Origin of the sequence: Pectobacterium sp. S5 (assembly GCF_051707265.1) — a bacterium.
Classification (GTDB): Bacteria; Pseudomonadota; Gammaproteobacteria; order Enterobacterales; family Enterobacteriaceae; genus Pectobacterium; species Pectobacterium polare.
Genome location: NZ_JAULSZ010000001.1, coordinates 1,902,882 through 1,915,610, shown reverse-complemented (window position 1 = coordinate 1,915,610; position 12,729 = coordinate 1,902,882). Strand labels below are relative to the sequence as shown.

Below are 12,729 nucleotides of genomic sequence, written 5' to 3'. Positions count from 1 at the left end.
TGGCACCACCTTCCTTATAATCAGGCCCGTTTCTCTTCTCACTGGTGTGGACGCATGGCTTACCAACTTAATCTTAACTGGCCTGAATTCTTAGAAAAATACTGGCAAAAACAACCTGTTGTATTGAAGAACGCCTTCCCGAATTTTGTTGATCCAATTACGCCGGATGAGTTGGCGGGTCTGGCGATGGAGGCGGAGGTCGATAGCCGTTTGGTCAGCCATAAAAATGGTCAGTGGCAGGCCAGCAACGGGCCGTTTGAGCATTTTGATAATCTGGGTGAAACCGGTTGGTCGCTGCTGGCTCAGGCGGTGAACCACTGGCATGCACCGTCTGCTGAACTCGTGAGCCCGTTCCGCGTGTTGCCGGACTGGCGTTTAGACGACCTGATGATCTCCTTTTCCGTACCGGGCGGTGGCGTGGGCCCGCATATCGATCAGTATGATGTCTTCATCATTCAGGGAATGGGCAGCCGCCGTTGGCGCGTGGGCGACAAGCTGCCGATGCGTCAGTTTTGCTCGCATCCTGCGTTGCTGCATGTCGATCCTTTCCCGCCGATCATTGATGAGGATCTTGAGCCAGGCGACATTCTCTATATTCCGCCAGGCTTCCCGCACGATGGTTTCACGCATGAAACCGCACTCAACTACTCCGTGGGGTTCCGTGGGCCTAACGGTAGAGATTTAATCAGCAGCTTTGCTGACTATGTGCTTGAGAACGATCTCGGCGGTGAGCACTATAGCGACCCTGATTTGACCTGTCGGGAGCATCCGGGGCGGGTTGAGGCATACGAGTTTGACCGTCTGCGCGAGATGATGATCGACGTGATTAATCAGCCGGAAGCGCTGAAAGCGTGGTTCGGTCGCTTTGTGACGACGCCGCGCCACGAGCTGGATATCGCTCCGGCAGAGCCGCCTTACGAGCAGGATGAGATTGTGGGTGCGCTGATGGACGGCAGTGTGTTGACACGTCTGAGCGGACTGCGCGTTCTGGAAGTCGGCGGTAGCTACTTCATCAACAGCGAACCGCTGGACACGGTTGATCCGAAAGCGGCGGATGCGCTGTGTCGCTATACCGTTCTCGGTAAAAAAGAGTTGGGTGAAGCGCTGGAGAATCCGGCCTTTGTGGCTGAATTAACCGCACTGGTTAATCAGGGCTACTGGTTCTTCGACGAATAACATGCTTCTCGCTGGCGGCTTATGAGAACACACGGCACGGTGTGGCTCAAAGCCGCGTCTTAGCCTACGAATGGTCCGCTATGGCTAGCAATTAGTTATTGATTGAATTAATTGGCAATGGGTAAGTGAACTATCTTTTAGGGTGATGTGAAATCAATCACCCGGAGAGATACCATGTTCCCTTTATCTCAGCTACTGCGAAGGTTCTTGACGTTATTTTTTGCCATATCGGTCGGTATGATGCCTCTGCTTTCTTCAGCAGAGGTGACAACGCCCGGCACGTTGATAGAAAAAACGACGCTGGATGCGAAAAATGGCTTACAGGAAGCAGCAGAACAGTATCTGATTCGATACCGTTCGTTGAGCGGCGTGGATGGCAAAAGCCCGCGGGAAGACACCGGAGCTGTTTTCATCCCGAAAGGTGAAACGCCCAAAGGGGGCTGGCCCGTCGTGGTATGGGCGCATGGGACAGTTGGCGTGCAGACAACCTGCGCGCCTTCTCTTAACCCGCGCTCAGCGCGTGACGCGCAGTACCTGAATACATGGCTGTCGCTGGGGTTTGCCATCGTGGCTCCCGACTATGCGGGGCTCGGATCTTCTGGGTTGCATCACTACCTCAATGCACGCGGAGAAGCGTGGAGCGTGTTGGACGGTGTGAAAGCCGCGCTTGTCGCATTCCCGCTACGCAATCAATTAACCATTGTGGGGCAGTCGCAAGGGGCACATGCGGCTTTTGCGAGCGTGGGCTACCAGCCTGACTATGCGCCGGATTTGCATGTTGTCTCAACCGTCTTGACTGGCACGCCTTATTTTGATGATAAGACCTCTGCGGCGGCACTTTTCGCCGGGGGCGGTGGGGTGAAAGAGGGCGGCGATCCCAAAATTCCCTATGCGATGTACATCTATCTGTCAGCAGCCGATACGGAAAAAGGGCTGAATATTGATGATTATTTCACGCCGAAAGCCGCTGCTGATGTGTCTGCCGCGCGTGAAATGTGTATCGATGCGTTAACGAAAAAAGTGATGGATGATGGCCTGAATGCGGGCAATAGCCTGAAGCCTGCATCACAGGAATTACTGGAAAGTCAGACGGCCAGTTTGCGCTATAACACCTTGAAAATCGCCCATCCGGTGTTTATTGGTACTGGGACGCAGGATATTGATGTACCCGCCATCATGCAGCGCGCATTCGCGCGTGATGTGGCTAAAGCCGGAACGTCGGTGGATGTGCATGAATATAAGGGGATGAACCACAGCGAAACCGTTAATGTTTCACTGCGTGACTCGGTTCCTTTCGTACTGAAAAATTTGCACGCTGACGCGAAAAAACATTAAGCGACGCTTTCACACTAACGTCCCGGCATGACTGCTGGGACGTCATTCTTCCCGTTATCGGTGATTCTTCTAATCATCAATAATGTTCCAGCCATCGGCGTGCGGCTTGGCTTTCTCGACGGTATTGCCGCTGCCGATACGCTAACGTGATCCACGCTAGCAGGCCGTACAGCGCGGCCAGCATCCACAAATGCCACCAAAATGCGCCGATCTGGGCAAAGTCAGCGCCCATCTGATTAAGACGCAATATTCCCTGAATCGTGAAGACAGCGGGCACCCACTGTGCAAGCCAGTTCAGCGGCGCGGGGATCATTTCCACGGGCCAGATAAAGCCAGAAAGAAACACGATGGGGATGGAAGACAGCAGCACTGCCTGACTGGGGAGATCTTTGCGCGTAAAAGCGGCTCCCAGCACTACACCGAGCCACAGCGTTGAGAGCATAAAGGGCAGCGCAAACAGCAGCAGTTGGCTCATGCTGGCTTCGCGTGCAATGCCGTAGGCATCGAGACAAAAGCCGAGCATGTAGAGCAACGAGAGCAGGTAGGCACCGCCAACGACCAGCGTACGAGCCAGCAGCAAACGCCACGGTGCCGCGTATTGCCAGTAGCGAACCTCACCAGACTGCGTGCGCTGATTTTGTCCGGCACCGAGCAGGCCGCACCCCATCAGCAAAATCTGGTGCAGTATCAACATGAAAACACCGGGAACCACGTAATCGACATAGCCCATGGTCGGGTTAAATACCGGCACGGCATTCAGAGAGGTGGCCTGCCACTGTGAGCTGGCGGCGGGTATGCCTTCCCCCTGAGCCAGCAGCCGGGCGACTTTAACCTGTGCGCCTGCGGTGCCGCCAACGGTCGCCAGAGACTGCGCGATCGCGCCGTAGATTAGGAAGTAGCTGGCATCTGCCGAGTAGCTGACCGTGACGCTTTTCCCTTGCATGATATCGCGGTAGAAGTGGCGAGGAATGTAGAGGATCCCTTTTGCTTCGCCATCCAGAAGCAACGTTTTTGCGTCATCCAGCGTATTGCGCTGCGCCACCAGCCTTACTTCCGGCGTGGAATCGGCCATAAACGCCAGACGACGCGAGAGCTGGGTGCCATCTTCATCAACCAGCACCACCGGCAGTTCACGTGGCGTCTGGGCGAGGTAAGGGCGCGGATAGAGAAAGGAATAGAGCAGGATACCGCCGAACAGGGTGAGCAAGATCGTCGGATCGCGCAGTAAACTGCGCAGCTCAAACCGGATGAGTTTGGCGAAGGTCAGCATGCTGCCTCCTTGTCACCTGACCGATAGCGCCACAGCGTGAGCGGTAGCAGCAGCCAGAATAGGGCGAGCGCCGCCAGCGCGGGCGTGACCTGAATGAGTCCGGCACCGTAGCTGGTGATGGCAATCGCGATATCGCCGTAGTGAGCGACGGGCAGCAACTGCCGCCAGAACGTGGCGAATGTCTCCATTGCTGCGGCCGGAAAGGTGATACCCATGAACGCCAGTCCGGGGGCCATTAACGCCCCGACAATCGAAACGGCACGTGCAGGGTCGCGAATCAGTGCATAGAAGGCCATGCCTAATGCGACGCAGGCACCCGCCGTCACGCCGATCGAGACGAATAGCAGTAGTTCTGAACCGTTGAGCGGGTAATTAAGCAGGCTATACAGCGCATAGCTCCAGATGCCACCCCATGCCCAGCCTATCAGCCAGTGCGTCAGGAATTTAGCACCAATGGCAGCGCGGTTCTCTGGTAGCCAATGTGCCCCGAACCGATCCTCCCGAGCCAGCGTATTCAGGCCGTATAGTGCGAGCAAAATCGACCAGATCGAGGGAATCATCGCGTTCAGCAAAAATTGGGCGTAGTTAGCATTTTGATTAAACAGCGCGGTAATCTGTCCGCCAATCGGTACTGCCAGTCCTTTGGCTTCGGGAACGGCTGCGCCCTGAGCCAGCGCCTGCACTACGGCGATCTGCCCGTTGAACGTCCCTGCCACCAGTGCCAGCGAACTGTTGATGACCTTTGCAATCAGGACGAACTGCCCGTTATTCCAGGCGGTGATGGTGGGTGAGGTTCTCAGGCGAATATCACGCTCAAAGTGGCGTGGGATCACCACCAGCGCGTAGATCTCGCCGCCGCGCAATGACGTTGCGCCTTCTGCGACTGTCGAGAATTGATGGTTCAGGTTGAAAGACGGCGAAGCATGCAGCTCTCTGGCAAACTGGCGCGACATCGTGCTGTTATCCAGATCGATCAGGCCGATGGGGAGTTCGCGCACAATCGCCCCGGATAACGTCCACCAGGCAATCAGCATAGTGATTAGTGGCAACCAGAGTGCTAAAGCCATCCCCCAACGGTCGCGCCACAGCGCCCTCCATTCGCGCATCATCACATTTCTACCAGTGCGCTCATGCCGACGCGCAGCCCGCTAATGGGTTGAATCGGACGCGCCTCCACTTCGAACGTCCGCATATCGAATCCTTGTTGGGTATCCGTTGCGCGCCACGTGGCGAAGTCGCCCATCACGGAAACGTAAGACACCTTAAACCGGAATGTCTGGTTGTTCAGCGCCGGAATTCTTGCCTCAAATTCGGTGCCCATCGCAAAGCGTTCAAGGAGATCCTCGCGCACCGCCAACTGAATCCAGATGTCGCTCATGTCCAGCAACGTGACCACAGGAAAGCCCTGTGGCGCAATTTCGCCGCTGCGCAGTAACACATTGCTGACTTCTCCTGTGTGCGGGCTGACGACGCGCGCCTCTGCCAAATAGGCTTCCACTTCAGCGACAGAACCAGCGGCCATGCGGACTTTTTCCTCTGCCGCTGCCTGTGTTTCTTTCCGCGTGCCTTCCTGTGCCATTTGATATTCTTGCCATGCCATCCCCTCGGTATAGCGTGCTGCATCCCATGAGGCTTTGGCCTCATCCCGCTTTTGCAGTGGCAGCACACCTTCCTGATAGAGATTTTGCACGCGCAGATAGGTCTTATGGCTTAGCTCCGAACCCGCTTTGGCTTTTTGCCACTGATCTTTGGCGGCGGCGATTTGCTGCTCACGAGCCCCTTTCTTGGCCTCCAGCGCCACGGCGCCTGCCGCAGCTTCCCCCGCTTTTGCCTGTTCCAGCTTCGCGTCCAATTCTGGCGTCAGGAGCGTAAAAACGAGATCGCCGACGTCAAGCTGCTGGCCTTTTTGTACCTGCACCTCTGCAATACGGCCAGCCACTTTTGACGAGACTGAATACTGCTGTGCTTCGATTTGTCCCTGTAGCCGAACCGGTTCGGGCTGATAGGCGAGCCAGAAGCGATAGGCTATCCAGACAACCACAATCAGCAGAGCGGCCTGAAGGAGCCATTTTCGTTTTGAACGTGAAGAGGGCTGCGGTTGTGTCATGGTGTCACCTGTATGGCGTGTTGGGTCTGGTAGTCAGAAAAGCGGTTTATCTGGCTGGAAATTGCCATCAATCTTGCGATAGAAACCACGTAACGATAGGCCGCAGAGGCGCGTTGCGTTTTGGCACCAGCGAGTTGGTTTAGCGCATCCACGACGTCCAGCGAGGTAGACATACCTTGCATAAATGCCTTGTTGCGTAGCTGGACGTTCTCTTCGGCCAGTTTTTCCGTTGAAGACAGGGAATTGAACTCTTCCAGTGCCAGCCGGGCTTCTCGCCACGTACTCTCGACGACTATTTCAAGGTTCTGCCGCATATCGGCTTCCAGATAGTTAACCTGCATTTCTGCGCTTTTCGCGGCGGCGATCGTGTCGGAACGGCCTTCTCGGCTGATGAGCGGGATGGAAACGCCGACGCCGACCATCCAGTCCGGCGTGGTTCTGGCCGCCAGCGTGTCCTGCTCATAGAGTTGATAGTTGCCGAACAGAAATACGTCAGGAGCGTATTTGGCGCGTTCAATACGGATGAGATCCTTAGCCTGTTCGCGCTTGGCAGAGAGCACCTTTAGGCCGGGATGCGTGTTGAGCGTTTGTTTCACCAGCGCAGGCAGTTCGGGGAGCGTTTTATTGACGAACAGCGAAGAGGAGGGCGTTGCGCCTTCTGTCTTGATCAGCTTTGCGAAGACCATTTCGGTGGTCTCCATACTGCGCCGCGCCTTTTGTGTTTCGATACGCGCCATGTCATAAGCGGACTGGGCGGACAGCACCTCGACTCGGGCGATTTGGCCTTGCGCTTCCAGCTTGCGGGCGTGGTCATAGTGCTGCGCCATGCCTTTCTCTATATCCTGACGCGTCTTCATCACCTGATGTGCCATCACCACGCCGTAATAAGTCTGTGCCAGTGCCTCAAACTGCGCCAGCGTGCGGACGATCAGCATCTGTTCAGCCTCATTGACCTGCGCAGAACGAATCGATTGTGCCGCATCAATCCGGCCTCCGGTAAATAGCGGCCAGACGACCTGAACGGAGCTGGTTACCACATTTTGTTCTGTGAAGCGGGTGACGAAGGGGTTGCCGTTGGTATTAATCAGCTGATTTAGCGCAGCAAAGATGTCTCGGTGATTCGACAGCGGGTTTAAGTCGCGTGCGTCCAGTTCGACAGGTTTATCGAGGCGCGTATAACTTGCCCCCACGTTGACCTGCGGCCAATAGAGTCCTTTGGCGGCTTCTTTCAGGAACTGCGCACGATCGACCCCAGCGTGTTCGGCGGCAATACTGTCATCACTTTGCAGCAGGCGAGCCCAGGCCTGATTAAACGAGATGGTTTGCCCAAATGCCGTGGACGACCAGCACTGCAACAGCAGCAGCGCGACGGGGAAATAAGTCAGAAGCCGGATTTTGCCGTGTGTTATTTGAGGCATGTCAGGTGAAATCATCCTTTTACCCAAATACTGCCAAATTGATAGGAATCAGCCTGCTGGAAACAGCACAAGGCTTGTCCGTTTTTATATGATAGTAGTTTTCGGTAATAATAATAACCAAGCGAATAGTTTCATTTTTATCTAAAAGCCAGTTTTGATTACACTAATGTAGTGTGGTCTAAATTTTAAATTATTCAAATAATAGAGTGGCTTGAGTAAGAGCAGTCAATGCACAAGCAGTTTGAAGTATGACGGGTATAAATCTTGTAGTGCCATAACGGTTTCTATGTACTTTTAGGGTTAAAAATATTGTGTGAATAGCTTAATGTGAATTAAATTAAGGTGTTGGATTTTTATTGAGAATTAATATTTCTGTCATGCTTGAAGTTATTTGTTTGTTTATGGTTGATTAATTTAATGGCGAGAGGTTAACCAGGCTCTATTTATCTAGCGTTAACGTCGTTCAAAACGTCTATCCTCCGTACGACTACAATTAATCGATAAATTTGTTGTAAGTTAATTAAAATGAGTCTATATCTAATTTAATTGTTAATGATCTTGCCTCTCATTTTATTAGGTTGCTAATTATTTCGTATGTTCGTACTAAAATAAATAATAATCATCATATTAATATCATTAGTCATGATATTAATAGTGTTTTTCATGGAAATATAATCAGTGAACGCTGAATGTTTTTTATTTCATGCAGCTAAAGGATAATGCGCTCGATATGAACGTTGAATGGATATTCTGAATGTGATGGTTGAATAGAACATCTCAGGATTTTTCAATTCACTGAATTAAAAGGAGATAGATAACCAAGGTCAGTATCATCTCCCCCAACTGAGGAATGCTACAGAATCTTTTTGGTATGGCAGATAGTTTTACTGCCACAGGTTTATACCCTAAATAATTCGAATTGCGGACTAACGGTAATGTTTGAACAATGCACATGCGGCTTGGGGTATGGCGGGTATATCTACAAAAAGTCATCATGTATTCGACCTACATATTAGGTACAGAGATACGGCAGATAATTTATCTGGCGGTATGAAACGCCAAAGTTCAAGAGCAGGGATGATGAGCCTGATTTATTTATGATTCGTACATCCACACAGAGAAAATGTAGGGTTCTGAAAAATAGTGTTAGTGATGTTTTTCAAATCGTTAAATCAACATTGATAGGTTGAGTTAATGTATTTATTTCTGGGGGTTGTATTTGTTTTTTGAGTGTAAATAACGCAGTTTAGGATTTTTTTGTTAATTTTCACATACTAAAGTAATAGAGGATATGATTATGGTTTCTCTCTGTCAGATGACGGTGCGCATGATCGTTATTGTGCTATTAGCATTAAGTAGTATGAGTGTATTGGCGGGGCAGTTGATCCTTAAAAATATCTCATCGAATCCGATCACTTGTACCGTGGATGGCTGGACAATATCTTCCGGAAATAATTTTGACTGGTTTATCAAAGTCGAGCCTGGTCAGTCCTTTTATGTTGGGCAGAATACCAGTCGACCTTATTCACCCATTATCAACTGGGTAAAATGTAATACTTTGCAGACGAGGGCGATGAACATTACGCCGACAGGGCCGAACCAGACGTTGGTGCTCAATGGTCAGCAAACACGGGTACTAAATGTGTCGCTTTATCCTTACTTGCCGACGTTACCCACTGATAATTTTGAATCTCTGGTGGCTTGGGTTGTACAAACCTGGCAGTCGCAACATCCAGAAGTATTACTGAACGCGGTGTTGAGCCAGGAAGTTAATATTTATGATTTTGCAACGCTCAAGACTCTGCTTGGCAAAGAGGGATTTGATGTCATTGAACTGGACTTACTTTATCTCGGTTATTTGGCTGATAACAAACTAATCAATCCAGCACAGATCGCTGGTGATATGCCTTGGCCTGTGGCAAAAGAAGGAGCTACCTATAAAGGCCAGTTATGGGCGATCCCGAGTTGGCTGTGTATGAATTTTCTCTATTCTTTTGACCCAGCTATCGCACAGCAAAAAAACCTGTCGCAATTGTTGGCATGGTTGAGTTCGACCCCCTCCGCCATCACGAAATTGGTGGGGAGCTTTAATGGTAGCTGGGCCATTCCTTCAGATTATATCAATACCTATGTGCAAACCTATGGTTTGTCATCCTTGCCGCAGTCAATGCAAATGCCGCCGGACAATGCAGTGATCAAACAATTAGTTTCGTTGTCGGATACATGTGAAAAAAATGGTGTTAACCCCTGTACCAACAATAAGTTCCACAATTTGCCTAATGGTTCCAGCGAACAGGTATTTGCGAGTGGGCAGGCCAGTACGGACATGGGGTTCTCTGAGCAGTCATTTTTCGTGAATCTCTATCGCTCACCACAAAACGCGCCATTGTATGTTACGCCAGTGCCGTGGGGAGAAAAACCGCAGCCTCTGCTCTTCCAGGATGGGTTTGTTTCCAGCGCCGCAACTTGTGTACCGGGTAGCCGATGTGCCAGCGACGCGCAGGCTTTCACAACCATGATGACCAGTGTGGCAACGAAAAATTATATCGTGCAATCGCAGGATCTTGCTGTGGGTACGCCGTGGCGTACATTGCTGGTGGCAAATCAGGCGTTCTGGCAACAACCGCTGATTACGGGGAACCGTTATTATCAGCAACTGCGACCTATTTTCTCTACTGCGGCACCTTTTCCGAATAGTTTCACTCAGCAAGTACAAACCGATATGAGCAACCAGATTTGTGCGGCTTTAAAACAGCAGCAGCCTTCGTTTGTGTGTAAAACCGGGATGCAATTGAATGAAGTAGCCCGTAAAAGCTCGCAACCACTAACAGTTAAAAGCAAGGGGGGATTATGAGTGTCGGACCTGTTTCCGGAAATGGTATTGCCATTTCCTTACCGCAAGGAAAAACAGTGTTCTGGACTGTGAACGTCCAGGCATCTTGGCAGCAGTTTGTTCAGGTACGTGACAGCAATAACCAGCTTGTGTTCCAGGCCAGTGGTGCATCCCAAGGTGGACATTCTCCCACGCAGATTGGTAACGGCACATTTGTGACGACTGGGAATGGTACCTATACCATCTACCTTGGTGTTAACAATGGACAATCTTGGTCACAGGTGATGTGGGATGAAATAACGCTGAATATTGGCAACAAAATCTATTCCAGCGGTTTCAATTTCATTACTGAAGATGGTGCGGATCAAGACTTTAATGATACCTGCCTGACATTAACTTGGTTTAACAGCATTGGTTAAGGAGTAAGTCATGTCGATCGGTCCTGTCAGTGGTGGTGGTATCGCCATCAGTATTCCACCTGGTAAGGTAGTGTTCTGGTCAGCGTTAGTGCAAAGCTCTGCTAACCAGTTTATTCAATTGAAAAACAGTCAGTCGAGTTCGGTCTTTAGCGTGCAGGGGGCAAGTTCAAGAGGCGGTACGCCTACACAGATTGGCAGCGGTTTTTTTCAAACTGATGCTGTGGGGAAATACACAATCTGGATCGGCACCAACGGTGGTCAATCTTGGTCCCAGGTGTTGTGGGCTGAAGATGTGATTACTCGTGGTTCTTCTGTGTTCTTTGGCAAGTATGTTTTTGCCAGCGAAGATTCTACCGACTATGACTACAACGACTCGTTCATTCAGCTGCAATGGTTTGAAAACGTTGGATAATATTTTTTCTCAACAAAGGGACGTCTGGTGACGCTCCTTGTTTCCTCTGAAGTGTGGAACAGTCTTATATCCACGTTACTTGAAAATGTAGCGTTGATTCAGTGCGATACGGAAGCAGTGGTATGGCTCATATGAGTAGCTAACTTACTCTTTCAAGTTGATTGGTCATATAAGGGCTGTGAATGCAGGCACAAGGGTAACTCCCCTGTGCCTGATATTTGTTGCAAAGATTAATTAAACGGCTTCGTTTTCGTCGGTATAGCGTTTGGCTTTGTAGGCCGGGTGCATCAGGTTCTGGATGGAGAAAATGTCGTCCAGCTGTTCTTCGGTCAGCAGGCCGCGCTCCAGTACCACTTCACGTACGCTCTTACCGGTTTCGGCACAGATTTTCCCAACGATATCGCCGTTGTGGTGGCCGATGAACGGGTTCAGGTAGGTCACGATACCGATAGAGTTGAAGACGTAAGCTTCACACACTTCTTTGTTGGCGGTGATGCCGTTGACGCATTTTTCCAGCAGGTTGTAGCAGGCGTTAGACAGAATCTGGATGGACTCGAACATCGCTTGTCCGATAACTGGTTCCATCACGTTCAACTGCAACTGACCGGCTTCTGCCGCCATGGTGACGCAGGTATCGTTGCCGATGACTTTGAAGCACACCTGATTGACCACTTCTGGTACGACTGGGTTAACTTTGGCTGGCATGATGGACGAGCCCGCCTGCAGTTCCGGCAGATTGATTTCGTTCAGGCCAGTGCGCGGGCCGGAAGACAGCAGGCGCAGGTCGTTACAGATCTTCGACATTTTAACCGCAACGCGTTTCAGGGCGCTGTGCATCATCACGTAAGCGCCACAGTCGGAGGTCGCTTCGATCAGGTCTTCAGCCGGTACGCAAGGCAGGCCGCTGACTTTTGCCAGATGTTGAACGGCCAGCTTCTGGTACTCATCCGGCGTGTTCAGGCGCGTACCGATGGCAGTTGCGCCAAGGTTCACTTCCAACAGCAATTCTGCGGTGCGCAGCAGGTTACGGTTTTCTTCTTTCAGCAGCACGTTGAACGCGTGGAATTCCTGACCGAGCGTCATCGGCACGGCGTCCTGCAACTGGGTACGGCCCATTTTCAGGATGTTTTCGAACTCTTTCGCTTTGCGCTCAAAGCCATCGCTCAACTGGGTAATCGCTTCGACCAGTTTCAGGATGGAGGTGTACACCGCGATACGGAAGCCAGTCGGGTAGGCATCGTTGGTGGACTGGCATTTGTTCAGGTGGTCGTTCGGGTTCAGGTATTGGTATTCACCTTTCTGGTGACCCATCAGTTCCAGACCGATATTCGCCAACACTTCGTTGGTGTTCATGTTGACTGACGTACCCGCGCCGCCCTGATAGACATCGACAGGGAATTGGTCCAGGCACTTACCGTTATTCAGTACTTCATCACAGGCTTGCAGAATGGTATCGGCAATTTTACGTGGGATGGTTTGCAGTTCTTTATTCGCCAACGCGGCCGCTTTTTTTACCATCACCATGGCGCGGACAAATTCTGGAATATCGCTGATGGTGCTATTGCTGATATAAAAGTTCTCAATCGCACGTAGCGTATGGATACCATAATAGGCATCGGCAGGGACTTCACGGGTACCTAACAGGTCTTCTTCAATACGGATATTCGTTGACATGGTTCTTCTTCCTTTTTCTTGTTCGATGTACATAGCATCGTTTTCAATATTAAGACTATGATCTTTTAGGGCTTGTCTTCCTGTT

The 12,729-nt window shown here is 51.0% G+C and carries 10 protein-coding genes; 5 read left to right on the top strand and 5 right to left on the bottom strand.

The window, feature by feature from the left end:
- The first annotated feature begins 54 nt into the window (after positions 1–54).
- Positions 55–1,176 carry a JmjC domain-containing protein gene (locus tag QWJ20_RS08610; RefSeq protein WP_433992296.1) on the top strand — a complete coding sequence of 374 codons (1,122 nt, stop codon included), beginning with the start codon at positions 55–57 and terminating at the stop codon, positions 1,174–1,176.
- Between the two features lie 174 nt (positions 1,177–1,350).
- On the top strand, positions 1,351–2,511 hold the full coding sequence (locus QWJ20_RS08605) for a lipase family protein (RefSeq protein ID WP_433992295.1): 1,161 nt from the start codon (positions 1,351–1,353) through the stop codon (positions 2,509–2,511).
- 76 nt (positions 2,512–2,587) lie between these two features.
- Here QWJ20_RS08605 and QWJ20_RS08600 read toward each other — a convergent pair whose 3' ends face one another.
- The 4 genes from QWJ20_RS08600 to QWJ20_RS08585 are packed head-to-tail and all read right to left on the bottom strand — an operon-like array spanning position 2,588 to position 7,306.
- Complete coding sequence (locus QWJ20_RS08600) at positions 2,588–3,781, bottom strand: ABC transporter permease (RefSeq protein WP_433992294.1); 1,194 nt, start codon at positions 3,779–3,781, stop codon at positions 2,588–2,590.
- Positions 3,775–4,890, bottom strand: coding sequence for an ABC transporter permease (locus QWJ20_RS08595; protein ID WP_433992293.1), 1,116 nt, complete (start codon positions 4,888–4,890; stop codon positions 3,775–3,777). Before QWJ20_RS08595 ends, QWJ20_RS08600 begins: the two co-directional genes overlap by 7 nt.
- Complete coding sequence (locus QWJ20_RS08590; protein WP_433992292.1) at positions 4,890–5,888, bottom strand: HlyD family secretion protein; 999 nt, start codon at positions 5,886–5,888, stop codon at positions 4,890–4,892. Before QWJ20_RS08590 ends, QWJ20_RS08595 begins: the two co-directional genes overlap by 1 nt.
- Entirely contained in the window at positions 5,885–7,306 is a 1,422-nt protein-coding gene (locus tag QWJ20_RS08585; protein ID WP_433992291.1) for a TolC family protein, read from the bottom strand. Before QWJ20_RS08585 ends, QWJ20_RS08590 begins: the two co-directional genes overlap by 4 nt.
- Positions 7,307–8,603: 1,297 nt before the next feature.
- Between QWJ20_RS08585 and QWJ20_RS08580 the strand changes: the two genes are divergently transcribed.
- Genes QWJ20_RS08580 through QWJ20_RS08570 form a run of 3 tightly spaced genes read left to right on the top strand, consistent with a single transcriptional unit; the run spans position 8,604 to position 10,970 of the window.
- Positions 8,604–10,160, top strand: coding sequence for a hypothetical protein (locus QWJ20_RS08580; RefSeq protein WP_226309244.1), 1,557 nt, complete (start codon positions 8,604–8,606; stop codon positions 10,158–10,160).
- Complete coding sequence (locus QWJ20_RS08575; protein ID WP_039481874.1) at positions 10,157–10,558, top strand: hypothetical protein; 402 nt, start codon at positions 10,157–10,159, stop codon at positions 10,556–10,558. Before QWJ20_RS08580 ends, QWJ20_RS08575 begins: the two co-directional genes overlap by 4 nt.
- Before the next feature lie 10 nt (positions 10,559–10,568).
- On the top strand, positions 10,569–10,970 hold the full coding sequence (locus QWJ20_RS08570) for a fucose-binding lectin II (protein ID WP_039481877.1): 402 nt from the start codon (positions 10,569–10,571) through the stop codon (positions 10,968–10,970).
- A gap of 234 nt (positions 10,971–11,204) precedes the next feature.
- On the opposite strand, the gene aspA is transcribed toward QWJ20_RS08570, so the two are convergent.
- Positions 11,205–12,644 (bottom strand): aspartate ammonia-lyase, encoded by a 1,440-nt coding sequence (gene aspA, locus QWJ20_RS08565; RefSeq protein ID WP_275243843.1) that lies wholly within the window; start codon positions 12,642–12,644, stop codon positions 11,205–11,207.
- Positions 12,645–12,729: the final 85 nt, after the last annotated feature.